Genomic DNA, 23,684 nt, shown 5'->3' on the forward strand with positions numbered 1-23,684 from the left:
AAGGGCAGCCGCGAGGCCAGCCAACGGGATTTTTATGGATATTCCACCGTTCTATGCATCTCAAGAAAGCACATTTAGCAGCCATCAAATTAGAAGGTCAGAATTCCGCCGCGGAGCCATTGCCGTGCTTCCGGTTCTGCTGGGTGCTTTTCCCTATGCCATGGTTATGGGCGCGCAGGCTGTACACAAAGGCCTCAGCCTGTTGTCCGTCATGTTGATGGCCGGCATGAACTTCGCGGGCGGTTCGGAGTTTTCGGCAATCCGGCTCTGGACGTCGCCACCGCATGTCCTGCTCATCGCGGCGATTACCTTTCTGGTCAACAGCCGCCATCTGCTGATGGGTGCCGCCCTTGCGCCCTTCATCAGCCATTTGCCGAAGCGCACGGCCTTCATCAGCCTGTTCCTGATGTGCGATGAAAGCTGGGCGCTTGGTCTAGCCGATGCGAAGCACCGCCAGTCTAAGGACGTCAACCCGGCGCTGAGCCTGAAATTTTATATGGGCGTTGCCATCCCATTCTACGTGGCATGGCTGTCCGCCGCCACGTTGGGCGCTGTCCTCGGACCGATGGTGGGGGATCTCCGCCCCTATGGCTTCGACATGGCGTTTCCGGCGGTCTTTCTGGTGCTGCTCGCAGGCATGTGGAAAGGCCTTAACGCAGCGCGTCCGTGGTTCGTCAGCCTCGCCGTCGCCGCAGTCACCTACCTCACCATTCCAGGCGCATGGTATGTCGCCGCTGGCGCAGTTTCCGGCCTCGTTGCAGCCTATCTTCTGGCAGATGCAGAATGATTGACCCCTTAGTCCTGCTCACCATCATCGCGATGGCCAGCGTCACCTATCTGACCCGCATCGGCGGCTATGTACTGCTGCGCAATCGCACACTCAGCAAACGGTCGATGGCGGTGATGGAGGCCGCGCCCGGCTGCGTACTGATTTCAGTCATCGCACCGGATTTCGTCTCCGACAGGCCCGCCGATCTTCTGGCGCTGGCGATTACCGTTCTCGCCGCCACGCGCTTTTCCATGCTGCCGACCGTGCTGATCGGCATCGGCACTGCCGGTCTTTGCCGCCACTTTATCGGATAGCTTCTATATCGCCCCGCGCTTCATTGGCCACGAATTCCATTTATGCCGATATTGTTGGCATTCACTGCCAAATATTGCTGCAATCGGCCAATCTTTGCAACCCGATTGCTCAAGACATTGGCTATATTGCCGTTCGCTCTCAAGCAAAGATGCTGGGGTAATAGACAAGGGGCAGCCGCGAGGCCAGCCAACGGCGGTTTTATGGATATTTCACAGGCCTATGTGCCACAGCAAAGTAAACCGGCGTCGGAATTCCGTCGGGGTGCCACCGCCGGACTACCGGTTTTGCTAGGCATTATTCCCTATGCTCTGGTGCTGGGCGCGCAGGCTGCACAAAAGGGCCTAAGCGTCCTCGAAGTGCCGTTGATGACGGGCCTGAATTTCGCGGGCGGCTCTGAATTTGCCGCGATCCAGCTCTGGACCTCGCCGCCGCATGTTTTGCTCATTGCCGCGATCACGCTTCTGGTCAACAGCCGCCATCTTTTGATGGGTGCCGCCCTTGCGCCTTTCATCCGCCATCTGCCAAAGCGCAAGGCTTTCGCCAGCCTGTTTCTGATGTGCGATGAAAGCTGGGCGCTCGGCCTCGCCGATGCGAAGCGCCGTCAGGCGAAGGGCGTCAATCCGGCGCTGAGCCTCAAATTCTATGCCGGTGTCGCCATCCCGTTCTACATTGCATGGGTGCTTTTCACCACGCTGGGCGCGGCCTTTGGCCCGATGATGGGCGACTTGCGGCCCTATGGTTTCGACATGGCGTTTCCGGCGGTGTTTCTGGTGCTGCTGGCAGGCATGTGGAAGGGCTTTGCCGCAGCGCGCCCGTGGCTGGTCAGCCTTGTTGTCGCCGCCGTTACCTATCTCACCATTCCCGGCGCTTGGTATGTCGCCGCCGGTGCACTCTCCGGCCTCGTTGCCGCCTATCTTCTGGCAGGTGAAGAATGATCGATCCGTTAGCCGTTCTCACCATCGTTTTGATGGCCAGCGTCACTTATCTGACCCGCATCGGCGGATATGTACTGCTGCGCAATCGCACACTCAGCAAACGCGCGACCGCCGTTATGGAAGCCGCGCCCGGTTGTGTGCTGATATCGGTGATCGCACCGGATTTCGTCTCCGACAAGCCCGCCGATCTTCTGGCTCTGGCGATCACCATTTTCGCCGCCACGCGCTTTTCCATGCTGCCGACCGTGATCATCGGCATCGGTGCTGCCGGTCTCTGCCGCTACCTGATCGGATAGCGGCAGCACAGGTCAGTGCAGGTGCTGCAACTTGTCGGGATTGCGGACGACATAGATCGCCGCAATCTTTCCGTCTTCGATATCGAGCGCCGTGGTCTGGATCTGACCATCCGATTCCAGCGAGATGAAGCCCGGCAGACCATTGATGAAGGTGGTGCGCACCAGCGTTGAACCATTGGCCCTGAAATAGCCGGCAAGCTTCTCGTGAATTTCCATAACATCGGTAAAGCCGAAAATCGGCTTCGGGAAGGCCGGGCGTTTTCCGCCGCCATCCGCATGCATATGCACGTCGGCGGCCAACATGGTGCCCAGCGCATTCATGTCGCCGCTACGCGATGCCGTGAAGAAAGCCTGCGCCAGCTCAATCCCGCGCTCTCTATCGACCTGAAAACGCGGTCGTTCTTCGCGAACATGCTTGCGCGCGCGGGTCGCGAGTTGTCGGCAGGCCGCCGCATCGCGCTGAATTGTTTTCGCTATTTCGTCGAAGTCGAGACCGAAGACATCGTGCAGCAGAAAGGCCGCGCGTTCCAGCGGTGAAAGACGCTCCAGCGCCAGCATCAACGGCAGGGTCACATCGTCGTCTTCCTCTTCCTCCTCGACCACCGGATCTGGAATCCACGGGCCGAAATAAGTTTCGCGCTGCCGCTGGCCGGATTTAAGCCGGTCGAGACAAAGCCGCGTCACCGTGCGCCGCAGGAAGGCTTCCGGCTCGCGCACCGCGCTGCGGTCGGCGTTCATCCAGCGGATGAACGCCTCCTGCACCATATCTTCCGCATCGGCGACGGAGCCGAGCATGCGATAGGCGACACGGATCAGTTTCGAACGCAGCGGATCGAAAATCTCCGCTGCATCGTCATGCGCCGCCCCCCTGCCATCAGGCGACCGCCTCAGCAGTCTTTTGGGCCGGAGCCTTTGCCGCCGCTGGTTCAAACCAGAGGCCGAAGCCAACGGCCATGCGGTTCCAGCCGTTGATAATATTGATCATCAGCGTGAGATTCACCTGTTCCTCCTCCGTAAACTGCGCCTGCAGGGCCTTGCGCGCTTCGACAAGATCATGCCCCTGCGAGAGACGCGTCAGCGCATCCACCCAGCCAAGAGCCGCCCGTTCCCGCTCAGAATAGCATGGCGCTTCCTGCCAGGCCGAGAGCAAATAAATGCGCTGTTCGGTTTCGCCCAGCGCGCGGGCTTCAATCGTGTGCATGTTGATGCAGTTTGCACAGGCATTGATCTGCGACGAGCGGATTTTGACCAATTCGATCAGGCTCCCTTCCAGACTGGCAGCAACGGCTTGCGAGGTGGTCATCCAGGATTTCATCAGGGCAGGAGCAGCATTGAATGGGTTCAGCGTGGCAGTCATGGTCTCGTTCCTTTCGGGTTTGATTTGATGGTTCGAAAGACATGACGAGCGAGCATCGCTGAATGTGACATGTGGGCAAAAAAATTTTTGCCGATAGGCGTTATTTTCCAAGTTCTCCCATAATCCATGCCCGAAAAGCCCGGATTTTCGGCACGTTACGGCGGGATTCGGGATAGACCAACCAATAGGAACGGCCATCATCGCAGAGGAGGTCGAAAGGCTGGATCAACAGACCCGCCGCAACTTCCGCCGTGTGAAAGGCAGGGGTGAGGATACCCATACCGAGGCCTGCCGTGGCCGCCCGCCCTTCCAGATGCTGCGCGCCCAGTCGGTTCTGCGTGTTGCCCCGCAGTTGCGGATCAGGAACACCAGCGGCTTCGAACCACAGCCGCCACCAAGGATCGCTGGCATCGATGGCGGGCAGGCGCAACAGATCAGCCGGCTCGCGCACCCCGCCAATGCTTGCCGCAAGTTTCGGGCTCAGCATGGGCGTGAACTGCGCCTTGATCAGCTCATGACTGACCAGCCCCGGCCAGTGGCCGGTGCCGGTGCGGATGGCGAGATCGACCTCGCTCTGGGTGAAATCGATCAGCTGGTCATTGGTATCGAGCCGCACCGCCAGAAGCGGGTGCTCCATCTGGAACGAACCAAGGCGCTGAACCAGCCAGTTGGCGGCGAAAGTGGCGACCGAGCTGATCGTGAGCACGCCTTCCGCATCCTCCCGCAACGTGGCGAAAGCCGTGCGCATCGTTTCAAAAGCCTCTGTAATGGACGGCGCCAGTCGCTCACCAAGCTCGGTCAGTTTCACTTGTCGCGGCATGCGCAGAAACAAGGGCGCGCCGACCCGCTCCTCCAGCATCTTGATCTGATAGCTGACGGCGGCCTGCGTCATGCCAAGCTCTTCCGCAGCCTTGGTAAAGCTTGCATGACGGGACGCGGATTCAAAGACGCGAATGGCGGATAAAGGGGTAGCGACGACACCATGATACATAAGCCCTCCTTATGTATGGTAATCGACGTTCAATTGGAAAACAACAGCTTTTCCGGCCATATCTATAGGCAGAATTTAACTGAGCTGTCTCCCACAGTTCACAAAAGCAAAGCCGGAACCATGCAAAATATCGAGATCAATGCACCAGCCCATGCAGGCGCTTGCGCTGCGTCTGGCCCTGCCGGCAAAGCCACCACAGGCTGGTATCGTCTTTTCACCCGCTTGTTTCAGCGCAAGCCAGCGCCCTATGTCGTCAGCGAACACTCGCCCGACTATCTGCTGCGCGACCTTGGCCTCATGGAAGGGCGCACCTCCCGCCTCCCGCGCGGCGGACACAGACTGCCGGATTGGCGCTAACTCAAGCGCTGATAACGGCAAATCCCCGCGCCTTCAGGCCGCGACGATCCTCGTGCAAACTGCTGACGAGACGGTCGCGGCTGCCGCCCAGATGCGCGCTCAACAGCTTCGCCGCCTCGTCGGCGTCGCCTTCGCGCACCGCATCAAGGATCGCGTGATGCTCACGCCATGCGCGGGCAAGGGCCGCTTCGTCGCGCACTTCCAGCCAGCGCGCTCGTGACAGGCGCTGCATCGCATCACGCACGCCACGGCTCAAAAACTCATTACCCGACAGTCGCGCCAGTTCGATGTGGAAATCCATGCCGACCCGATGCCATTCCTCCCGCGAGGTTTCGGCGTCGCAACTGTCCAGCATCGCGCCAATCGGCTCGACGCCGCTGCGCTCATCAAGCGTCGCAGTCAGCCGGATCGCCGCCACTTCCAGCGCCTCACGATAAACGCCGATCTGATCGATTTCAGCAAGATTGATCGGCGAAACCGTCCAGCCGCGCCCTTCCCGACAGACCAGCCCTTCGGCTTCCAACCGCAACAGCGCGGCGCGGATCGGCGTGCGCGAGGCGGCGAACTGCGTCTCCACCCAGCGCTCGGTCAGGCGTTCGCCCGGCCCAAGCTCAAGCCCCAGGATCATGTCGCGGAGTTGCGTTTCCACTTGCCTCATCTGTGACATTGCCGACCGGTCTCCTGGAGCGGTTCCGGTTAAAACGGAATCGTGGAACCGCTCTATCTAGTTGTTTCACGCATTATCCCACGCAAAACCGCTACGCACTGTTGCTGGAAATGCTCTCGTTCACCACACCGTGAATGCTTGTTCCTGACGGGAGTTGACAAGACGAAGCAACAGGCGCATGCATGTATTCCGCTTTGGTATCCCAAAATGGAATACAATACAATCCCATTCCCGCATCCGCATTCATTCGCAGGACATGACATGAGTACGACCCAAGCTGCCGCCAGGGACGCCGCCGCGTTAGACGGCACCACTGGCCCTTTGGCTGGCCCGAAACAGGCTGAGGAAAACCACGAGCGCTACTGGAAACAGAACCTCCTCATTTGCCTCATCGGTTCGTTCACCACGCTTGTGGCCATGTCGCTTCTGCTTCCTTTCCTGCCGCTTTATGTGGAGCAGCTTGGCGTGTCCGACCATGCGGCCATCGTGCAATGGTCCGGCATCGCCTATGGCGCAACCTTTCTCGCCGCCGCCTTCGTCGCGCCGCTCTGGGGCAAGCTTGGCGACCGCTATGGTCGCAAGCTGATGCTGATCCGCGCCAGTCTCGGCATGGCCATCGCCATGTCGCTGATCGGCATGGTAACGAGCGTCTGGCAGCTGGTCGCGCTACGCCTGTTCGTCGGCATTGCGGGCGGTTATTCCTCCGGCTCAATGATCCTCGTCGCGACGCAGACCCCGAAAGACAAAACCGGCTGGGCGCTGGGTGCGCTTTCGGCGGGCATCATGGCGGGCAATCTGGCCGGGCCGCTGCTCGGCGGCGCTTTGCCGCCGTTGATCGGCATCCGCGCCACTTTCTGGCTGGCGGGCGGTGTGATCTTCCTGACTTTCCTCGCCACAACTTTCCTGATCCGCGAAGAGCGCAAGCCGCCGAAACCGACCAAGGAACAGAGGGCGGAATCCATCTGGGCTGCGATCCCCGACAGAAAGCCTGTTCTGGCCATGCTGGTGACGGGCATGCTGCTGCTGTTCGCCAATATGTCGATCGAACCGATCATCACTGTCTATGTCATACAACTGATGGACGACCAGACCAAGGTTACGCTGATTTCCGGCGTCGTGATGGCGGCGGCAGCCTTGGGCAGCATCCTGTCCTCATCGCGCCTCGGACGACTGGCCGACCGCATCGGGCACAGATATGTCATCATCGGTGCGCTGGCGATTTCCGCATTGTTGCTGATCCCGCAGGCATTCGTCACACAAGCCTGGCAACTGATCGGCTTGCGCTTTCTGATGGGACTGGCGCTGGGCGGCCTCCTGCCCTGCATCACCAGCGTCATCCGGCACAATGTGCCGGACCGGGTTGCTGGCGGCATACTCGGCTATTCGGTCTCGGCGCAATATGTCGGACAGGTCGCAGGCCCGGTGGCAGGTGGCTTTGTCGGCGGCCATTTCGGGATGCGCGCCGTCTTTCTCGGCACCTGCCTGATGATGGCGTTTGGCGCGTTTTATAACTGGATCGTGCTGCGCCGCGCTTCACAGAACTGACGCAACCAAGGGATACTGGCTGTCATTCCATCGATTCCATGATTCTGGGACATTGAATGACAGACCATATCTTCGCGCCCTTCGAAGCGCTTGCAGCTGAACTTCTGCCGCATGCGCTGGAACATGGTGAGGACGGATCGCACGACCTGTCCCACCTCGCCCGCGTCTGGAAAAATGCCTCAGCCATTCAAAGCGTGGAAGGCGGCGACGCCGAAATTCTTTGCACAGCGGCAATTCTGCACGATTGCGTGAGTGTGGAGAAAAATTCCCCCGACCGGCACAAGGCTTCCCGCCTTGCAGCCGACAAGGCCTCCGCACTGCTGCGCAGCCTCGGCTGGGACGATGAGCGCATTGACCGCGTCGCCCATGCGGTTGAAGCGCACAGTTTTTCAGCCAATATCGAGCCTGTGACCATCGAGGCACAGACCTTGCAAGATGCCGACAGGCTCGACGCCATTGGCGTGATCGGCGCAGCACGCTGTTTTTATATAGCAGGCCGTATGGGAAGCGCCCTTTATGATTGGCGCGACCCGCGCGCGGAAGACCGCGCGTTCGACGATAAAACTTTTGCGCTCGACCATTTCCGCACCAAGCTGTTCAAGCTTGCCTCCGGTTTCAGAACGGAAACCGGACGGCGCATGGCCGCCGAACGCCATAAGCGGCTGGAAGCCATCTATGATGATTTTCTCGCGGAAGCAGGTGCATGAGATGGATTGTGGTTATGGTCAGCCGAAAATGGTGGAGTTTGAGAACCGGAGCGGAGTGTACTTAAAGGTACATGAGCACCGGAAGCGCAAAACAACGCCATTTGCAGGCGGCCAGAGCCGCAATCTCAGATAGAATAGCCGCCGTCGACACTCAGCGCCGTCCCCGTGACCATCGCGGCGGAGTCGGATGCGAGCCAAAGGGCAGCTTCGGCAACATCTTCCGGCGTCGAAAAGCGATCGAGCGGGATGGTTGCTTTCAAGGCTTCACGCGCTTGCGGCGTATCGTCTTCCAAAAACAGCTTCAGCGCTTCACTGTCGCTTTCCGCCGGGCAGATGCAATTGACGCGAATATTCTTGTTGGCCAGTTCCAGCGCCATCGCCTTGGTGGCGCTGATGATCCAGCCCTTGGACGCGCTATACCAGACCAGCCCCTTGCGCGGGCGCAGCGCGGTCGCCGAAGCAGTGTTGATGATGACGCCGCCACCCTGATGCTCCATGATCGGCACGACGATCTGCGTCGAATAATAGAGCGCCTTCATGTTGACGGCATGGATGAGATCGAAATTGTGCTCATCCACCTCGGTCAATGGCATGTTGCGATGCGTGAAACCGGCATTGTTGACCATGATGTCGATGCGCCCGAAGGCCTCGAAGGCCGCACGCGCCACGCGCTCCACATCGTCCTTGCGCGACACATCCGCCTGCACGGACAAGGCATTCTTGCCGATATGCGCCAGCTCGTCTTCTACGCGCTTCACATTGACGTCAGCCAGCACGACTTTCGCGCCTTCGGCTGCAAATCGGTGCGCCATGCCTGAACCGAAACCCGATCCGGCACCGGTGATGATTGCGACCTTATCCTGCAGCCTCTTCATGTCATTCTCCTTTGACAAAGCCGTTTCAGACTTTGTGTGCAAATCACTTGAAACACGATTGTTTGTTCCAATATGGCTTTAAGATGAACATGTCATGTGTGCATAAGCGGTTAACCCGACAAAACCGACAGGCTGCCTCCATGCGCGGTCATATCCCGATATCTGGCCCACATTTGACGCCCAGTTCAAATTCACGAGAATGCGGCAATCGGACGGTTGAATTTAAATCGATTAAATTATAAAGATGGGCCGCGCATATGGCACCGTTGTCATAGTAGGCTATGACTGACAGACTGATTTGCGCGAACGAAAGAAGAGAGCGACAGATGACCAGCCAGACTATTCCGGTAGAGCCTTTCGACTGCATCGTTTTTGGCGGCTCGGGCGACCTAGCCGAACGCAAACTGATCCCGGCATTGTATCAGCGGCAGCGTGCAGGCCAGCTCTCCGACCCGACGCGCATTATCGGCGCTTCGCGCAGCCCCATGACCGATGAGGAATATCGGAAGTTTGCGCGCGATGCCATTCATGAGCACGTCAAGCCTGCCGAAATCGATGAAAAGCAGATCGAAGAATTTCTGACCCGTCTCAGCTATGTCGCTGTCGACGCCAAGTCCGAAGAGGGCTGGGATGCCCTCAAGACCCTGATCGGCAAGAAGCCGGAAAAGATTCGCGCCTTTTACCTCGCAGTCAGCCCGACCCTGTTCGGCGATATCGCCACGCGCCTGAAGAGCCATGGCCTCATCACCCGCGACACCCGCATCATCGTTGAAAAGCCGATTGGCCGTGATCTGGATTCGGCAATGGCGCTCAACGACACGCTGGGCAGCGTGTTCCGCGAAGACCAGATTTTCCGTATCGACCACTATCTGGGCAAGGAAACGGTGCAGAACCTGATGGCGCTGCGCTTTGCCAATGCGCTTTATGAGCCGCTTTGGAACTCAGCCCATATCGACCATGTGCAGATCACCGTTGCCGAAGCCGTCGGCCTTGAAGGTCGCGCCGGTTATTACAACACGGCCGGCGCGCTGCGCGACATGGTGCAGAACCATATTCTCCAGCTGCTCTGCCTTGTGGCCATGGAACCGCCTTCGTCGATTGAAGCGGACGCGGTGCATGACGAAAAGGTCAAGGTGCTGCGCTCGCTCAAGCCCATCACCAATGCCAATGTCGAGGATGTGACCGTGCGTGGCCAGTATCGCGCGGGCGCTTCGGCGGGCGGAGCGGTACGCGGATATCTCGAAGACCTCGAAAGCGACACCAGCAACACGGAAACCTTCGTGGCGTTGAAGGCCGAAATCGCCAACTGGCGTTGGGCGGGCGTGCCGTTCTATCTGCGCACAGGCAAGCGTCTGGCGACCCGCGTTTCGGAAATCGTCGTGACCTTCAAGCCAATTCCGCATTCGATCTTCGGTGAAAGTGCTGGCAAGGTCATTGCCAATCAGCTCGTCATCCGCCTGCAGCCCGATGAAGGCGTCAAGCAGTGGCTGATGATCAAAGATCCGGGCCCGGGCGGCATGCGCCTGCGTCACGTTCCGCTCGATATGAGCTTTGCCGAATCCTTCAACGAGCGCAATCCGGACGCCTATGAACGGCTGATCATGGATGTGGTTCGCGGCAATCAGACCCTGTTCATGCGTCGCGACGAAGTCGAGGCCGCATGGCGCTGGGTCGATCCGATCCTTCAGGGATGGGAGTTGAACAGTCAGCCGGTCCAGGGTTACACCGCAGGAACGTGGGGGCCATCGTCGTCCATCGCATTGATTGAACGCGACGGTCGCACCTGGCACGAAACGTTATAAAGGACCCTGAAAGGAACAGCATGACCATCGAACGGCACGATTTCACCAGCGGAACGGAACTGGCGCAAGCGCTCTCGGAGGCAATTGCAATCAAGCTGGCTGCCGCAATCGCTGAGCGGGGACAGGCGACGCTCGCCGTCTCCGGCGGCACCACGCCGCTGAGGCTGTTCGAAGTGCTGTCGCGCAAGATGATCGACTGGAACCTCGTCACGATCACCCTCGTTGACGAGCGTTTCGTGGCCACAGACAGCGATCGTTCCAACGAAAAGCTGGTCCGCGACCATCTTTTGCGCGATCATGCGGGCGTGGCCAAATTCGTCGGCCTCTATAATCCGGCGGCGACGGCCGAAACGGCGGCGCTGGCCGCGGCCAGCCGCATCGACGCATTGCGCCGTCCCTTCGACGTGGTGGTGCTTGGCATGGGTAATGACGGTCATACCGCTTCATTCTTCCCCAATGCCGACCGGCTCGATCAGGCGATCGACCCGGCAACACGGGCGCTCGTTCTGCCAATCCATGCCGAAGGTGCTGGTGAAAAGCGCCTGACGCTGACCCTGCCACTGGTTGCAGAGGCCGACATGCTGGTGCTGCACATCGAAGGCGCGGCCAAGCAGGCGACGCTGGAAAAGGCGCTGTCCGGCGACGACGAACATGAAATGCCGGTACGGGCGGTTTTCCACCATGCCCGCACCCCCATCCAGCTTTACTGGACCAGTTAATTCTATTCAGGCCAGATTGGCACAGGTGATACCCATGCCCATGCAATCCGCTCACAAACGCATTCAGGAAATCACCGCGCGCATTCGCGAACGCTCCAAACCGACCCGCGAGGCCTATATTGGCCGCGTGCGCGAGGCGGCGTTGAAAAAACCGAACCGAACGGTTCTGGCCTGCGCCAATCTGGCTCATGGTTTTGCGGCCTGCGGGCCGCATGACAAGGCGGCGTTGACTGGCGACGAAGTGCTCAATCTGGGTATCATCACCGCCTATAACGACATGCTCTCGGCGCATCAGCCGTTCGAAACCTTCCCGCAGCTGATCAAGCAGGCGGCCCGCGATGCGGGCGGCGTGGCGCAGGTGGCGGGCGGCGTACCTGCCATGTGCGATGGTGTCACCCAAGGTTTCGCGGGGATGGAACTGTCGCTTTTCTCGCGTGAAGTCATTGCCATGGCAGCAGCTGTCGGCCTGTCGCACGACATGTTCGATGCCGCCGTTTATCTTGGCGTCTGCGACAAGATCGTGCCGGGCCTCATCATTGGCGCGCTGACTTTCGGGCACCTGCCTGCGGTCTTCGTTCCTGCCGGTCCGATGACCAGCGGCCTGCCGAATGACGAGAAGGCCAAGACCCGCCAGCTTTATGCCGAAGGCAAGGTCGGGCGCGCGGAACTGCTGGAATCGGAATCGAAGTCCTATCACGGTCCTGGCACCTGCACCTTCTACGGCACGGCTAATTCCAACCAGATGCTGATGGAAATCATGGGCCTGCATCTGCCGGGCGCGTCCTTCATCAACCCGGGCACGCCGCTGCGCGATGCGCTGACGCGCGAAGCCGCCAAGCGCGCGCTCGCCATCACGGCCTGCGGCAATGAATATACGCCTGTCGGCGAAATGCTGGACGAACGTTCTTTCGTCAATGGCATCATCGGCCTCAATGCCACCGGCGGTTCGACCAACCATACGATCCATCTGATCGCCATGGCTGCGGCAGCGGGCATCAAGCTGACCTGGCACGACATTTCCGAGATTTCGGACGTGGTGCCGCTGCTCGCCCGCGTCTATCCGAACGGTCTTGCCGATGTGAACCATTTCCATGCCGCAGGCGGCATGGGCTTCCTCATCCGCGAGCTTCTGGACGGCGGCATCCTTCATGAAGATGTGCGCACCGTTTGGGGCGAGGGTTTGCGTCCTTACGCCATTGAGCCGAAGCTCGGTGCCGATGGCACGGTTCTGCGCGAACCCGTCCCCGAAAAGAGCGGCGACGACAAGGTACTGGCGAAAATCCATGCGCCGTTCCAGCCAACCGGCGGCATCAAGGTTCTGACCGGCAATATCGGCAATGCCATCATCAAGGTTTCCGCTGTGAAGCCCGAGCGCCATGTGATCGAAGCGCCCGCAAAGGTGTTCAACGATCAGGCCGAGTTGCAGGCTGCCTTCAAGGCGGGCGACCTGACCGGCGATTTCATCGCGGTGGTTCGCTATCAGGGACCGAAGGCCAATGGCATGCCGGAACTGCACAAGCTGATGACCGTTCTCGGCATCTTGCAGGATCGCGGCCAGCGCGTGGCGCTTGTCACCGATGGTCGCTTGTCAGGTGCATCGGGCAAGGTGCCGTCCGCAATCCACGTCACGCCGGAAGCACTCGATGGCGGCGCAATCGGCAAAATCCGCAAAGGCGATGTTGTCCGCCTGGATGCCGTCAATGGTACGCTGGAAGTTTTGATCAATCACGCGACATTCGACGCCCGACTGGAGGAACGCCCCGACCTTTCCGCCAACGAACATGGCATGGGGCGTGAATTGTTCCGCGCCTTCCGGCAGATTGCCGGGCGGGCCGATGAAGGCGCTTCGGTGTTCTGAAGCAATTAAGGCAAAGCGGGTTTTGCACCGCTTTGCCTTTCAAATCGCATCAAATTGCGGGAACGAGGCGCGAAAACGCCTCTCAATTATGTCAAAAAACGGGCTTTTTTTACGCCAGCACTGCGGCAGGCCGCCGTCAGCGTATTGGCCATCAGCATGGCGATGGTCATTGGGCCGACACCGCCCGGAACCGGCGTGATTGCGCCTGCAACTTTTTCTGCATCCGTAAAATCGACATCGCCGACAAGACGGGTTTTGCCCTCGCCTCTTTCCGGTGCCGGGATGCGGTTGATACCGACATCGATCACCGTCGCGCCGGACTTGACCCAATCGCCCTTGACCATCTGCGGACGGCCAACGGCTGCAACCAGAATATCCGCCGTGCGTGCAATCGCCGGCAGGTCCTTGGTGCGGCTATGAGCAACCGTGACCGTTGCATTGGCGGCGAGCAGCAGATTGAACATAGGCTTGCCGACAATATTGGAGCGACCGATCACCACGGCATTGAGGCCGGAAAGATCGCGTCCGTGAACGCGCTCGATCATGATCATCGCACCGGCTGGCGTGCAGGGCACGAACGCCGTATCGACCTCGCCAGTGCCGAGCTTGCCGACATTGATGAAGTGGAAGCCATCCACGTCCTTGTCAGGCGAAATGGTCTGGATGACGCGGCCTGAATCAATGTGTTTCGGCAGCGGCAGCTGCACCAGAATGCCGTGAATCGCCGGATCGTTATTGAGGCTTTCGATCAGGTCGAGAAGCTCCTGCTCAGAGGCGGTGTCCGGCAGATCGTGCTGGATGGAATGGAAGCCGCATTCCTTGGCCTTGCGGCCCTTGGAGGCGACATAGACTTGGCTCGCCGGGTCTTCACCCACGATCACCACGGCAATACCGGGAACCACGCCGGTCGCTGCAACGAGCTTTTCGGTTTCGGTCTTCACCGTGGAAACCACATCCTCGGCGAGCTTCTTGCCATCGATCAACTGGGCCATAGCGAGCGCTTCTTTCTTTTCGAAATATCGGCTTTGCGAAATAACGGAGCGGAATGTCTGGGAGATACATCACATCCGTCGGGCATACATGCCAATAAGCGTCATGACGCCCGATGACAATTACCGAATACGCGACAAAGGCGAAAATCAGGGCAGGATTTCAGAAGTTTCAGAACCGGACGCCGCGGTTTGCGCGCACGTCGTCGATGGTGCGCTGCAATTCATCCGCTTCTGCGGCTGTATGGGCGCGATTGTTTTCGACTTCCCAGCGCTCGTTCGCTTCCCGAATGACGGCGGCAAGCCGCGTTTCGCCATAGGTCTCAAGCACGTCGTCGACTTCCGGCTCCTCCCGCTCCCGCTTTTCTGCAACGGGCGCGTGCTTGTTTCCGAACAGGCACGAAAACAGACCAAGCCAGAGGCCGCCGAGCAGTCCGGCCAGAACCGAAGTCTGCAAGGACACGCCGCGCCAGCCGTATGAATCCTTGGCTGGCGGAACAAGGCGCACCGTGGCACCCGTCGCCGACAGGGTGCTCATGTCGCCTTGCGCCGCGCGCATTTGCGCATCTTCATAAAGCGCCTGCCGCGCCGCCAGATCGCGCTGCATCGCTTGCAGACGATTGCGGTCTTCATCGCTAGCTGGAGGCGCATTCAGCCCGGTCATGGCCGATGCCGCCTTCTGCTCGTTTTCAACGGCTTTGCGCAAATCTGCCTGAATCAGACTGCGCTGATTGGCGATTTCCGTATCGATTTCAGTGGCAAGGCTTTTGGCCGCTTCGCTTTGCCCGGCTGCGCGATATTGTTCGACCAGCCGGCCCAACGCGCCGGAACGCATATCTTCCGGCAGGCCATCCCGCAACAGGCTTTCCGCCGTCATGCTGCTCAAGCGGCCAGCCTCGGCGACAATCCGCGCCGTTTCGGCCTTGGCCTCGGCAAAGGCCTTTTCAAGCGCCGCCTGGTCGCCGTCGCCGAAATTCCGGCTGGCGCGGAACGCTTCAACCGCCGCCTTAACCGCAGTCGCATCAGCTTCCAGAGCCTGCAATCGCTCGGGCAGACCGGCATCCGGCGCGCCCGTGCTGCCCGTCAGCTGGTCACGGAAGGCCTGTGTCACCGCATTGGCAACCGCCACTGCTGTTTCCGGCTTCGCGGCCTTCACCTCGACCGTGACGATGCCGCTATCGAGCGCCTGCGAAAATTCCAGATGCGGGCGCAGAATGGCCGCACCCGTTTGCGCGGCCTGTGCTGCGGGCGCAGCCTCGCCTTCGGCTGTGGTGAACCGGGCAAGGGCTTGCCGCAGTTGATCGAGAAGCGGCGGCGGCCCGAAATCTCGTGGCGACTGGATATGCGCCAGTTGCGCGGCGCGGTTCAGCACCGCTTCGGATGCAATCTCGCTGCGACGTTCGGAAGGAAACACCTGCATGGATGTCGATACGCGATAATGTTGTGGCTCCAGCATGGCATAACCAAGCCCAAGCAAACCGCCCAGCACGGTAAAACCCACGATGCGACCCCAGCGCAAGCGCCAACGCCTGCGCGGTTTGGCGGACGGTGTATCACCGGTCGGAGCGACAGCGGCGGGCGCTGTTGGCTCCGGCGCTGGCATCGGCAGCTTTGGCGCTTCCTCCGGTTCAAGCCGGGACTGCAATTCGGCCCTGATCGCGCTCATGCGCTGGCGCATATCGGCGGCAGGATCATGGACCGCCGAAGGGGCAGCCGGTTCGCCGTCCAGCATTTCCTGCTTGCGGCGCAAAAGTTCCTCACGCCGCCTTCGATGCTCGCGCTCGGTCAGCAATTCCTCGGCCAGTTCGGCAGTGGTCTTGGTCGGCCCTACATCCGGTGTCCTGACCAGAAACTCGGGAGCATAAGCCAATAAGGGGCGCGCGGCAGCAGCTTGTCCCTTGTTCTTTTGCTCAACCATCGCTTTTTCCCGATGCCTATCCAAGCCCATTGACTGGCCCCTTTGCCCGGACCATCCACCCATGATCTGCCCATATCACAGACCATGAGAATTATGGCATCCATCATGGCAAACAAACCGTTAAAATTGTAGTTTTCCATAATGATTCATATCGATGCGCAACTTGAGGAACCCTCGATGCAAACCAAAATGGAACATCCGGTCGATATGAAACGCCTTGAGGGCATCATTGAGTTCATTCAGGCAGCCGAACGCCTGAAAAGCACATTGCGTTCCGGCCATACTGCCGAGGGCCGCCCGGAAAGCACTGCCGAACACAGCTGGCGGCTCAGTCTGCTGGTCACGCTTTTCGACAAGGAACTTGGCGATTGCGACCGGCTGCGCCTTCTGAAAATGTGCCTCGTACATGATCTGGGCGAAGCGATTTCCGGCGATGTTCCGGCCATTCACCAAAGCGCCGATGATGGCCGCGCCGAACGGGAAAAGGCTGATCTCATCGAGCTATGCGCGCCTTTGCCCGATGATCTGCGGGCGGAAATTCTCGACCTTTGGACCGACTATAATCGCGGTGTCTCCCCGGAGGCGATCTTCGCCAAGGGGTTCGACAAGATCGAGACCATGCTGCAACACAATATCGGGCTGAACCCGCCCGATTTCGATTATGCGTTCAATCTTGGCTACGGCCTCAAGCAGACCGAACGCCACCCGCTCCTGCGCCAGTTTCGCGCCGTGGTGGATGCGCAAACCGCGCGCAATGCGGAGCGGCAGAAGTGATCAGTTCAGCGTCGCGAAATGCCGCAGCGTGAAGATGATCTGATAGAGCAAGGCGAATGTGACGAATATCCCATGATAGCGGCGGCTATCCGTATACATGGCGATGATGCTGAACAGGATGAAGCAGACCGTCTGGATCGGATATTCGATCCCGTAGAGTTGATAGTGATCCACGCCTTTCAGCAATGTGTCGAGCACATCCACCACATGGATCAGCGCCAGAATGCCGAAAAACCATTTGCGCCGCGACATGAAATAATCGCGATAGCCAGTATATTCCTCCATGCTGTCGGGAAACAGCAGCGTGCATTGCAGGAAATAAAGCCCGGCATAAAAGATCACGAAAAGATATTTTTCGAACGTCCATAGCGGAATGGTTCTGAGGCCGAACTCGAACCACCAGAAATGCGCCACCGACAACAGCACGAAGGCGACCCAGGCCAGATGTACCGGATAGATTATCTGTTTGCCGGGATGCTGGATGAAGCGCGCAAAGCCGGTGAGCAGGCGCGATACGCACAGGCCCAGAATGATACCGATGATGATGCGAACGTGACCGAATGCCTCCGCTGGCGGAATACCTGTAGTCAAAGACGGATCCATTGGCCCCTCATTCCAACAGCAGCGCGGATAAGCAAATTATCCGCTCTTTCATGCAATTTCGTCGGGACATACTGGTCGATAATTTATGAGGCATCAATAATTTACGGGCAATAAAGCTATAATTTCCGCAGTTTTATGTTTTGTCCGCGCGCAACGATCAAATTTGGCCGCGCCGCCTTGCAGATTGCAAAGGCGCAAGGCTATACCGGCTTTGATCAATCCTGGCGCAACGGCGCCGACACATTCAGACAGGCGGAACAATCAATATGCAGGACACGGTAATTCTCGTCGGTTGCGGCAATATGGGCTTTGCCATGCTCAAAGGCTGGCTCGACAATGGCATTCTGAAAGCAGGCGATGTTCACGTCGTCGAGCCGACGGATGCGCTGCGCGAACGTGCAGCTGGCGCCGGCGTTCACGCCTATGCCAGCGCGGATGCGCTGCCTGCTGACCTTAAGCCGCGCATGATCCTGGTTGCCGTCAAGCCGCAGGTGATGAACGCCGTCCTGCCTGCCTATAAGCGCTTTGCGCCTGCCGCCACCTTTGTCAGCGTTGCAGCTGGCATTCCGGTTGCGCTGTTTGAAAATCATCTGGGCAACGACGCCGCCATCCTCCGCTGCATGCCCAACACGCCTGCCGCCATCGGCAAGGGCATGATGGTGACCTTCAAGAACGCCAATGTGACCGCCGACAACGAGGCGTTCGTCGCACGCCTGCTCGCAACGTCGGGCAAGGTCGCCAGCGTCGATGACGAAACGCTGATGGATGCCGTCACGGCGGTTTCGGGTTCAGGCCCGGCCTATGTGTTCCACTTCATCGAAGCCTTGACCGATGCTGGTGTTACGGCCGGTCTGCCACGCGAAACGGCGGCACTTCTTGCCATGCAGACCGTGATGGGGGCGGGCGCGCTTGCCGACGCCAGCACCGACACCCCGTCGCAACTGCGCGAGCAGGTGACGAGCCCGAACGGCACCACGGCGGCGGCGCTTGACGTGCTGATGGGTGGCGACCGTCTCAAAACGCTGGTTGCCGAGGCCGTTGAAGCAGCGCGCAAGCGTTCGGTGGAACTCGGCAAGGCCTAATCAGCAAGTCTCGGCACCGCATCAATCAGCGCTCTGGTGACAGGCGCTTGCGGTTTCAGGATCAGCTCCCGCGTCGGGCGGTTTTCAACAATCCGCCCGCGCTCCATCACCGCAATGCGATCCGCCACTTGTGCAGCAACCGCGAGATCATGGGTGATGAAGAGATAAGCCGTCTGCTCGGCCTTTTGTATCTCCTGCAACAAGTCGAGAATTGCGCCGCGCACGGTCACGTCGAGCGCGGAAACCGCTTCATCCAGCACGATCAGCGACGGGGATGTCGCAAGCGCACGGGCAATTGCCACCCGCTGCCGCTGGCCGCCGGAAATTTCATGCACACCGCGCCGAGCAAGCGCTGGATCAAGCCCGACCGTTTGCAACAGGTCTGCGATATCGCGGTCGATGCCATGAATGCGCAGCGGTTCGTGCAGAAGATCGCCCACGCTGGCGCGAGGGTTGAAAGCCGATAGCGGGTCCTGAAACACCATCTGCATCCTTGCGCGACGCCTGCGCAGCGCCGCACCTTGCCATGCCAGCCAATCCTCACCCTCAAAGCGGATTGTCCCGCTCTTCAGCGGCTGCAAGCGCAGCAAGGCACGCGCGAGCGTAGACTTGCCGCTGCCCGACGGGCCGACCAGCGCCAGTGTCTCGCCCCTGTTGACCGCAAGGCCGACATGATCGAGCGCCAATGCAGCGCCATAGTGCACCACCAGCCCGTCCGCCTGCAACAAAGCCTCAGTCATGGGACGCCAACTCCAGTGCAGGCACGGCGGCAATCAGTGCGCGCGTATACTCCGTCTGCGGTGTGCCGATGATTGCGCGCACATCGCCGCTTTCCACCAGCGCGCCCCGGCGGAAGACCGCGATGCGATCCGCCAGCCCGGAAGCGAGTGCGATATCATGCGTGATGAAGATCAGCGTCATGCCGTCTTCACGCACCAGCTTGCGCAGCAGCGCCACGATTTCCCGTTGGACAATCGTATCGAGCGCGCTTGTCGGCTCGTCGGCGATCAGCACACGCGGATTGGCGGCGATGGCGAGCGCTATCGCGATACGCTGTTTTTGCCCGCCAGAGAACTGATGCGGGTAGCGGTGAAAACTATCCTCCGCATCGGGGATATGCACGCGCTCAAGCAGTGCGAGCGCCCGCATCCTCGCGGTGTGGCAATCCAGCTTTTCATGCGCGCGAATGGTTTCGACCAATTGCGCGCCGATGCTCATCAGCGGATCGAAGCTTGATGCCGGGTCCTGAAAGACAAAGCCGATATCGCGTCCCGGCTTCATCGGCCCATCGGCCCAGTCGATCCGCCCTGATACTCGCGCATTGGCAGGCAGAAGGCCTGCAAGCGCCAGCGCCAGGGTGCTTTTTCCGGAGCCGCTTTCGCCGATAATGGCAAGCGTTTTGCCCGCCTCTATATCGAGCTGAACGTTGCCCAGCGCCGTTTCGCGCCCATAGGTGACCGAGAGGTTATCCAGTTTCACGAGCAGGCTCACGATTGCACCTCGCGCCGTGCCGCGGCGGCAGTCACGCCCTCGCCCGCCAGATAGACGCCAACGACGGTCAACGCCAATGCCAGTCCCGGCACAATGGAAAGCCACGGTGCAGAGCGCAGAACCGTGCGGCCTTCCGCAATCATGCCGCCCCATGTGACACGGTTCGGATCGCCAAGGCCGAGAAAGGACAGTGCGGCCTCGATCAATATAGCCGAAGCGACGATCACCGGCACCAGCGCCAGAACCGGCGGCAGGGCGTTGGGCAATATCTGGCGAAAGGCGATCTCCAGCGGATGCATGCCTATGACCCGCGCCGAGGCCACATAGTCGCGCTCGCGGATGGACAGCACCTGCCCGCGCGTCAGCCGTGCAGCCTGCGTCCAGCTTGAGAGTACGATTGCGGCGACCAGAACCGGCAATGACGGCCCGGCAAGACTAACCAGCGCCAGCGCCAGCAAAAAGCCCGGCACAGTCTGGAACGCCTCTGTAACCCGCATCAGGACTTCATCGACGATCCCGCCTGCAAAACCCGCCAGCACGCCGACCGTGCTGCCGACGAGGATGGAGGCCACAGCCGCCGCAAGCCCGACAACCAGCGAGGTGCGCCCGCCGTGGAAAAGTTCGGCCAGCACATCGCGCCCAAGCCGGTCCGTGCCAAGCGGAAAGGCGCTGTTTTCGAACGGTGCCAGCAAGGGAGACGCGACAATCCGCAGCGGATCACCAGGAAAGAGCAGCGGCGCGAAAAGTGCTGCTGCGACGAGGATCGTCAGGATAAGCGAACCTGCCAGACCCTCGCCCGTCTTGAGACTGCGCAGAAAAACCGTCATGCGCTGGCCTTTCCTGTCGGCCTTTGGGCAATACGCGGATCGAGCCAGACATAGAGAAGATCGACAAGCAAATTGACCATGATCACCATGATCGCGCTTGTGAGAATGACGCCCAGAAGCAAGGGCGTATCGCGGCTTGCAACGGCCTCCTGCGCCAGTCGTCCGAGACCGGGAACCGCAAAGACGCTTTCGATCACCACGCTGCCGCCCAACATGCTGGCCGCTTGCAATCCGAGCAGGGTAACGAGCGGCAACAACGCGTTGCGCGCCACATGGCGCAACACAATGCGTGGTCGCGAAATGCCGCGCGCCCGCAAGGCTCGCACAAAATCCATCCGCCATATGTCGGCCATCGCGGCGCGCATGACCCGCAGATAAAGCGCCAGATAAATCAGCGCCAGCGACATGACCGGCAGCACCAGATGGCGCGCTATGTCGCCTGCCCGCGCCAGTCCTTGCTTGCCGGATGCAATGGTTTCGATGCCACTCGACGGTAACCAGCGCAGCCGGATCGAAAACAGGATGACCAGCACCAGCGCCAGCCAGAAACCCGGAATGGCGTAGAGCACCAGAGAGGTAACCGACAGAAACCGGTCGCGCAAACTGCCCGGCCTTGATCCGGCGACAAGCCCAAGCAGTGTACCGATGGCAAAGGACAGTGCCGTCGCCGCACCCATAAGCAGCAGCGTATTGGGCAGCCGTTCCAGAATGACGCCGAGGATAGGGCGGTTGAAACTGACCGACCAGCCAAGATTGCCCTGCAAGAGAGAGGCAAGATAGGCGGCAAGCCGATACCAGACCGACTGGTCCAGCCCCCAGCGGGCACGCATTTCCGCAATCTGCGCCGCATCACCGCCGAAGCTGACGGCATAGGCGTCCACCGCATCGCCCGGCGCCAGTTCCAGCATCAGAAAGCAGCCGACAACGACAATCAGCAGCACAAGGATGCTGCCGATCAGACGTTTCCGGAGAAGGGTTAGAATCTGCGCCACGTCGCGACGATACAATCAACACGAAGCTTCGTCACCGTCTATCGCGGTTCCGGTTAAAACGGAATCGTGGAACCGCTCTAGCTATTTGTTTTAAGCATTATCCCGCGCATCGAAGCAGGATCAGAAATCAGTCCAGTGGACTGATTTCCCTGCGTAGACGCTACGCACTTTTGCTGGAAATGCTCTATCGCGGTTCAACCCAGGTATCGGCCCAGTTGGAAACCGCCCAGCGCGGATTGTTGGAAATATTCTTCACCCGCTCATTGGCAACCGTGATGAAACCCCATTCGGCAACATTGATCAGCGGCAGATCCGCTTCCACTTTTTGCTGGAACTCGTGATAAAGCGCCGTGCGTTTCGTCTCATCGATCTCGCGTGCTGCGGCGGCGATCAGGGCGTCCAGTTCGGCATTGGTATAGCCGCCCTGATTGGAGAACGGCACACCCGCCGGAATGCCACTTTCCACCAGAATGGTGGTGGAGATGGCCGGATCGCCGCGATAGACGGTCGGCGCAATGGCAAGGTCAAAATCGTGATCGGTATAGACCGCCTTTTGATGCGCCGCCGCGTCATTGTTGACGATGCGCGCATCGATACCAATCGCAGCCAGAGCCTGACGCAGATAATCGCCAAACTGTCTGGTCTCGTTGAAATAGGGCGCGGGCAGAAGCTTCAGCGCAAAGCGCGTTCCGCCCCCGCCGCGCTTGTAACCCGCTTCGTCCAGAAGCTCATTCGCCTTGGCCACATCGAACGGATAGGACGGCACATCACGCGTATAAAACTGGTTGTCATAGCGCGGCACGGGGCCGGTCGAGGTTTTGGCGTAGCCAAGGAAGATGGTCTTGACCACGAAATCGCGGTCGATCGCATGGGCAATCGCCTGACGAACCTTCAGGTCCGCCAGTTCCTTGCGACGATGATTGATTTCCACGACAAGCTGATAGGTCAGCGCCTCATAGCCCTTGGAAATAACCGCTAGCCCCGGCACTTTCGAAATGCGGTCGAGGTCGGCCAGCGGCACGGCGGAGAAAGCCGCCAGATCAATCTCTTCCGCTTCAAGCGCTCCGGCTGCGGCAGCCCGGTCCGGCAGAACACGATAGATGATCTCATCGAGATGAGGTTCGCCCTCGCCCCAATAGGCGTCGTTCCGGACCAGTCGATAATATTCGCCGGTCTTGTGCTCGGCATATTTGAACGGTCCGGTGCCAATGAGCTTTTCATTGGCCGGATTGGCCGCAATATCGGTGCCCGCGAAAACATGTTTCGGCAGAACCGCGGTCAGCGCTGGCAGAGCGTTGCGCACGAGCTGAAACGGCGTCGGCTCCGAGAAATGAAAGACGGCGGTATGATCGTCCGGTGTTTCCACCTTATCCAGCGCCTTGAACACGACGCGGCCAAGATTTTGCAGCGGCTTCCAGACTTCCAGTGCGGAGAAGGCCACGTCCGCCGCCGTAAACGGCGTACCGTCATGCCACGTGACGCCTTCACGCAGGCGGAACGTCACAGTCAGCCCGTCAGCCGAGCCTTCCCAGGCCGTGGCCAGTCGCGGGCTCAAGCCGTTTTCGCCGTCGAAAGAGGCTTCGGCCAAGGGCTCGACGATCTTGCTTGCAACGAAAAACACGCCATTGGAGGCGACGATAGCCGGGTTGAGATTACGCGGTTCGGAATCCGCCGCCACTACAAGTCGTCCGCCCTTTTCTGCACTGTTCTGCGCCTGCGCCCATTTCGGCCACGCCACCGATGCGGCCAGAAAGGTCGAGCCGACCAGAAAACCTCTTCGCGACGCAATGAACCGAGACATAACCCCACCTGCCC

General features: G+C 59.8%; 25 protein-coding genes. 12 read left to right on the forward strand and 13 right to left on the reverse strand.

Annotated elements, in window-relative coordinates; all coding sequences use genetic code 11:
- Nucleotides 1-34: 34 nt before the first annotated feature.
- The 4 genes from QLQ11_RS15760 (at nucleotide 35) to QLQ11_RS15775 (ending at nucleotide 2,315) form a co-directional block, all read left to right on the forward strand.
- Nucleotides 35-787, forward strand: a complete 753-nt coding sequence (locus tag QLQ11_RS15760) for an AzlC family ABC transporter permease (RefSeq protein WP_109367033.1) — start codon at nucleotides 35-37, stop codon at nucleotides 785-787.
- Nucleotides 784-1,083: an AzlD family protein gene (locus tag QLQ11_RS15765; RefSeq protein ID WP_109367032.1), complete on the forward strand. Its 300-nt coding sequence runs from the start codon at nucleotides 784-786 to the stop codon at nucleotides 1,081-1,083. The genes QLQ11_RS15760 and QLQ11_RS15765 overlap by 4 nt, the downstream gene beginning before the upstream one ends.
- Before the next feature lie 201 nt (nucleotides 1,084-1,284).
- Nucleotides 1,285-2,019, forward strand: coding sequence for an AzlC family ABC transporter permease (locus tag QLQ11_RS15770; RefSeq protein WP_109367031.1), 735 nt, complete (start codon nucleotides 1,285-1,287; stop codon nucleotides 2,017-2,019).
- Nucleotides 2,016-2,315, forward strand: a complete 300-nt coding sequence (locus QLQ11_RS15775; RefSeq protein ID WP_109367030.1) for an AzlD family protein — start codon at nucleotides 2,016-2,018, stop codon at nucleotides 2,313-2,315. Before QLQ11_RS15770 ends, QLQ11_RS15775 begins: the two co-directional genes overlap by 4 nt.
- A 12-nt stretch (nucleotides 2,316-2,327) precedes the next feature.
- On the opposite strand, the gene QLQ11_RS15780 is transcribed toward QLQ11_RS15775, so the two are convergent.
- The 3 genes from QLQ11_RS15780 to QLQ11_RS15790 all read right to left on the reverse strand — a co-directional run bounded on the left by QLQ11_RS15780 (nucleotide 2,328) and on the right by QLQ11_RS15790 (nucleotide 4,663).
- Nucleotides 2,328-3,206, reverse strand: coding sequence for a sigma-70 family RNA polymerase sigma factor (locus QLQ11_RS15780; RefSeq protein ID WP_283736293.1), 879 nt, complete (start codon nucleotides 3,204-3,206; stop codon nucleotides 2,328-2,330).
- Nucleotides 3,190-3,672 (reverse strand): carboxymuconolactone decarboxylase family protein, encoded by a 483-nt coding sequence (locus QLQ11_RS15785; protein ID WP_109367028.1) that lies wholly within the window; start codon nucleotides 3,670-3,672, stop codon nucleotides 3,190-3,192. Before QLQ11_RS15785 ends, QLQ11_RS15780 begins: the two co-directional genes overlap by 17 nt.
- 100 nt (nucleotides 3,673-3,772) lie before the next feature.
- Complete coding sequence (locus QLQ11_RS15790; RefSeq protein ID WP_371835967.1) at nucleotides 3,773-4,663, reverse strand: LysR substrate-binding domain-containing protein; 891 nt, start codon at nucleotides 4,661-4,663, stop codon at nucleotides 3,773-3,775.
- A 120-nt stretch (nucleotides 4,664-4,783) separates the two neighbouring features.
- Here QLQ11_RS15790 and QLQ11_RS15795 point away from each other — a divergent pair, with 120 nt between their 5' ends.
- Nucleotides 4,784-5,020, forward strand: a complete 237-nt coding sequence (locus tag QLQ11_RS15795) for a hypothetical protein (RefSeq protein WP_109367026.1) — start codon at nucleotides 4,784-4,786, stop codon at nucleotides 5,018-5,020.
- 1 nt (nucleotide 5,021) lies between these two features.
- Here QLQ11_RS15795 and QLQ11_RS15800 read toward each other — a convergent pair whose 3' ends face one another.
- On the reverse strand, nucleotides 5,022-5,687 hold the full coding sequence (locus tag QLQ11_RS15800) for a GntR family transcriptional regulator (protein ID WP_109367025.1): 666 nt from the start codon (nucleotides 5,685-5,687) through the stop codon (nucleotides 5,022-5,024).
- Between the two features lie 261 nt (nucleotides 5,688-5,948).
- On the opposite strand from QLQ11_RS15800, the gene QLQ11_RS15805 reads away from it, so the two are divergent.
- Together QLQ11_RS15805 and QLQ11_RS15810 are read left to right on the forward strand one after the other, a co-directional pair.
- Entirely contained in the window at nucleotides 5,949-7,232 is a 1,284-nt protein-coding gene (locus tag QLQ11_RS15805) for a multidrug efflux MFS transporter (RefSeq protein WP_121539123.1), read from the forward strand.
- 56 nt (nucleotides 7,233-7,288) lie between these two features.
- Nucleotides 7,289-7,939 carry an HD domain-containing protein gene (locus QLQ11_RS15810; RefSeq protein ID WP_109367024.1) on the forward strand — a complete coding sequence of 217 codons (651 nt, stop codon included), beginning with the start codon at nucleotides 7,289-7,291 and terminating at the stop codon, nucleotides 7,937-7,939.
- A gap of 125 nt (nucleotides 7,940-8,064) precedes the next feature.
- Here QLQ11_RS15810 and QLQ11_RS15815 read toward each other — a convergent pair whose 3' ends face one another.
- Complete coding sequence (locus QLQ11_RS15815) at nucleotides 8,065-8,814, reverse strand: SDR family oxidoreductase (RefSeq protein ID WP_109367023.1); 750 nt, start codon at nucleotides 8,812-8,814, stop codon at nucleotides 8,065-8,067.
- A gap of 326 nt (nucleotides 8,815-9,140) precedes the next feature.
- On the opposite strand from QLQ11_RS15815, the gene zwf reads away from it, so the two are divergent.
- Genes zwf through edd form a run of 3 tightly spaced genes read left to right on the forward strand, consistent with a single transcriptional unit; the run spans nucleotide 9,141 to nucleotide 13,193 of the window.
- Complete coding sequence (zwf, locus tag QLQ11_RS15820; protein ID WP_109367022.1) at nucleotides 9,141-10,616, forward strand: glucose-6-phosphate dehydrogenase; 1,476 nt, start codon at nucleotides 9,141-9,143, stop codon at nucleotides 10,614-10,616.
- Between the two features lie 20 nt (nucleotides 10,617-10,636).
- The gene (gene pgl / locus QLQ11_RS15825; RefSeq protein WP_109367021.1) at nucleotides 10,637-11,335 is read left to right on the forward strand and encodes a 6-phosphogluconolactonase; all 699 of its coding nucleotides are present in this window, start codon (nucleotides 10,637-10,639) and stop codon (nucleotides 11,333-11,335) included.
- Nucleotides 11,336-11,369: 34 nt separating this feature from the next.
- Nucleotides 11,370-13,193, forward strand: a complete 1,824-nt coding sequence (gene edd, locus QLQ11_RS15830) for a phosphogluconate dehydratase (RefSeq protein WP_283736214.1) — start codon at nucleotides 11,370-11,372, stop codon at nucleotides 13,191-13,193.
- Between the two features lie 86 nt (nucleotides 13,194-13,279).
- On the opposite strand, the gene folD is transcribed toward edd, so the two are convergent.
- A complete protein-coding gene (gene folD / locus QLQ11_RS15835; protein WP_283736215.1) occupies nucleotides 13,280-14,185 on the reverse strand; it encodes a bifunctional methylenetetrahydrofolate dehydrogenase/methenyltetrahydrofolate cyclohydrolase FolD in 906 nt (301 codons plus the stop codon).
- Nucleotides 14,186-14,354: 169 nt separating this feature from the next.
- Complete coding sequence (locus tag QLQ11_RS15840; RefSeq protein WP_121539082.1) at nucleotides 14,355-16,100, reverse strand: lipopolysaccharide biosynthesis protein; 1,746 nt, start codon at nucleotides 16,098-16,100, stop codon at nucleotides 14,355-14,357.
- 177 nt (nucleotides 16,101-16,277) lie between these two features.
- Here QLQ11_RS15840 and QLQ11_RS15845 point away from each other — a divergent pair, with 177 nt between their 5' ends.
- On the forward strand, nucleotides 16,278-16,874 hold the full coding sequence (locus tag QLQ11_RS15845) for an HD family hydrolase (protein ID WP_109367952.1): 597 nt from the start codon (nucleotides 16,278-16,280) through the stop codon (nucleotides 16,872-16,874).
- On the opposite strand, the gene QLQ11_RS15850 is transcribed toward QLQ11_RS15845, so the two are convergent.
- The gene (locus QLQ11_RS15850; RefSeq protein ID WP_109367017.1) at nucleotides 16,875-17,477 is read right to left on the reverse strand and encodes a hypothetical protein; all 603 of its coding nucleotides are present in this window, start codon (nucleotides 17,475-17,477) and stop codon (nucleotides 16,875-16,877) included.
- Nucleotides 17,478-17,743: 266 nt separating this feature from the next.
- On the opposite strand from QLQ11_RS15850, the gene proC reads away from it, so the two are divergent.
- Nucleotides 17,744-18,559, forward strand: a complete 816-nt coding sequence (proC, locus tag QLQ11_RS15855) for a pyrroline-5-carboxylate reductase (protein ID WP_109367016.1) — start codon at nucleotides 17,744-17,746, stop codon at nucleotides 18,557-18,559.
- Here the strand turns inward: proC and QLQ11_RS15860 are convergent.
- The 5 genes from QLQ11_RS15860 to QLQ11_RS15880 all read right to left on the reverse strand — a co-directional run bounded on the left by QLQ11_RS15860 (nucleotide 18,556) and on the right by QLQ11_RS15880 (nucleotide 23,670).
- Nucleotides 18,556-19,299: an ABC transporter ATP-binding protein gene (locus QLQ11_RS15860; protein WP_109367015.1), complete on the reverse strand. Its 744-nt coding sequence runs from the start codon at nucleotides 19,297-19,299 to the stop codon at nucleotides 18,556-18,558. The genes proC and QLQ11_RS15860 overlap by 4 nt on opposite strands.
- On the reverse strand, nucleotides 19,292-20,050 hold the full coding sequence (locus tag QLQ11_RS15865; RefSeq protein ID WP_109367014.1) for an ABC transporter ATP-binding protein: 759 nt from the start codon (nucleotides 20,048-20,050) through the stop codon (nucleotides 19,292-19,294). The genes QLQ11_RS15860 and QLQ11_RS15865 overlap by 8 nt, the downstream gene beginning before the upstream one ends.
- The gene (locus QLQ11_RS15870; protein WP_109367013.1) at nucleotides 20,047-20,877 is read right to left on the reverse strand and encodes an ABC transporter permease; all 831 of its coding nucleotides are present in this window, start codon (nucleotides 20,875-20,877) and stop codon (nucleotides 20,047-20,049) included. The genes QLQ11_RS15865 and QLQ11_RS15870 overlap by 4 nt, the downstream gene beginning before the upstream one ends.
- On the reverse strand, nucleotides 20,874-21,884 hold the full coding sequence (locus tag QLQ11_RS15875) for an ABC transporter permease (RefSeq protein ID WP_109367012.1): 1,011 nt from the start codon (nucleotides 21,882-21,884) through the stop codon (nucleotides 20,874-20,876). Before QLQ11_RS15875 ends, QLQ11_RS15870 begins: the two co-directional genes overlap by 4 nt.
- A 169-nt stretch (nucleotides 21,885-22,053) precedes the next feature.
- The gene (locus tag QLQ11_RS15880) at nucleotides 22,054-23,670 is read right to left on the reverse strand and encodes an ABC transporter substrate-binding protein (protein WP_283736216.1); all 1,617 of its coding nucleotides are present in this window, start codon (nucleotides 23,668-23,670) and stop codon (nucleotides 22,054-22,056) included.
- Between the last annotated feature and the right edge of the window lie 14 nt (nucleotides 23,671-23,684).

The sequence above is a fragment of the Ochrobactrum sp. SSR genome (assembly GCF_030067775.1).
Taxonomy (GTDB): Bacteria; Pseudomonadota; Alphaproteobacteria; order Rhizobiales; family Rhizobiaceae; genus Brucella; species Brucella teleogrylli.

What these genes read in the sequence shown, in the direction of transcription:
- QLQ11_RS15760 (WP_109367033.1), top strand. Translation starts at nt 35, where the DNA reads ATGGATATTCCACCGTTCTATGCATCTCAAGAAAGCACATTTAGCAGC.
- QLQ11_RS15765 (WP_109367032.1), top strand. Translation starts at nt 784, where the DNA reads ATGATTGACCCCTTAGTCCTGCTCACCATCATCGCGATGGCCAGCGTC.
- QLQ11_RS15770 (WP_109367031.1), top strand. Translation starts at nt 1,285, where the DNA reads ATGGATATTTCACAGGCCTATGTGCCACAGCAAAGTAAACCGGCGTCG.
- QLQ11_RS15775 (WP_109367030.1), top strand. Translation starts at nt 2,016, where the DNA reads ATGATCGATCCGTTAGCCGTTCTCACCATCGTTTTGATGGCCAGCGTC.
- QLQ11_RS15785 (WP_109367028.1), bottom strand. Translation starts at nt 3,672, where the DNA reads ATGACTGCCACGCTGAACCCATTCAATGCTGCTCCTGCCCTGATGAAA.
- QLQ11_RS15790 (WP_371835967.1), bottom strand. Translation starts at nt 4,663, where the DNA reads ATGTATCATGGTGTCGTCGCTACCCCTTTATCCGCCATTCGCGTCTTT.
- QLQ11_RS15795 (WP_109367026.1), top strand. Translation starts at nt 4,784, where the DNA reads ATGCAAAATATCGAGATCAATGCACCAGCCCATGCAGGCGCTTGCGCT.
- QLQ11_RS15800 (WP_109367025.1), bottom strand. Translation starts at nt 5,687, where the DNA reads ATGTCACAGATGAGGCAAGTGGAAACGCAACTCCGCGACATGATCCTG.
- QLQ11_RS15805 (WP_121539123.1), top strand. Translation starts at nt 5,949, where the DNA reads ATGAGTACGACCCAAGCTGCCGCCAGGGACGCCGCCGCGTTAGACGGC.
- QLQ11_RS15810 (WP_109367024.1), top strand. Translation starts at nt 7,289, where the DNA reads ATGACAGACCATATCTTCGCGCCCTTCGAAGCGCTTGCAGCTGAACTT.
- QLQ11_RS15815 (WP_109367023.1), bottom strand. Translation starts at nt 8,814, where the DNA reads ATGAAGAGGCTGCAGGATAAGGTCGCAATCATCACCGGTGCCGGATCG.
- zwf (WP_109367022.1), top strand. Translation starts at nt 9,141, where the DNA reads ATGACCAGCCAGACTATTCCGGTAGAGCCTTTCGACTGCATCGTTTTT.
- pgl (WP_109367021.1), top strand. Translation starts at nt 10,637, where the DNA reads ATGACCATCGAACGGCACGATTTCACCAGCGGAACGGAACTGGCGCAA.
- edd (WP_283736214.1), top strand. Translation starts at nt 11,370, where the DNA reads ATGCCCATGCAATCCGCTCACAAACGCATTCAGGAAATCACCGCGCGC.
- folD (WP_283736215.1), bottom strand. Translation starts at nt 14,185, where the DNA reads ATGGCCCAGTTGATCGATGGCAAGAAGCTCGCCGAGGATGTGGTTTCC.
- QLQ11_RS15840 (WP_121539082.1), bottom strand. Translation starts at nt 16,100, where the DNA reads ATGGTTGAGCAAAAGAACAAGGGACAAGCTGCTGCCGCGCGCCCCTTA.
- QLQ11_RS15845 (WP_109367952.1), top strand. Translation starts at nt 16,278, where the DNA reads ATGCAAACCAAAATGGAACATCCGGTCGATATGAAACGCCTTGAGGGC.
- QLQ11_RS15850 (WP_109367017.1), bottom strand. Translation starts at nt 17,477, where the DNA reads ATGGATCCGTCTTTGACTACAGGTATTCCGCCAGCGGAGGCATTCGGT.
- proC (WP_109367016.1), top strand. Translation starts at nt 17,744, where the DNA reads ATGCAGGACACGGTAATTCTCGTCGGTTGCGGCAATATGGGCTTTGCC.
- QLQ11_RS15860 (WP_109367015.1), bottom strand. Translation starts at nt 19,299, where the DNA reads ATGACTGAGGCTTTGTTGCAGGCGGACGGGCTGGTGGTGCACTATGGC.
- QLQ11_RS15870 (WP_109367013.1), bottom strand. Translation starts at nt 20,877, where the DNA reads ATGACGGTTTTTCTGCGCAGTCTCAAGACGGGCGAGGGTCTGGCAGGT.
- QLQ11_RS15880 (WP_283736216.1), bottom strand. Translation starts at nt 23,670, where the DNA reads ATGTCTCGGTTCATTGCGTCGCGAAGAGGTTTTCTGGTCGGCTCGACC.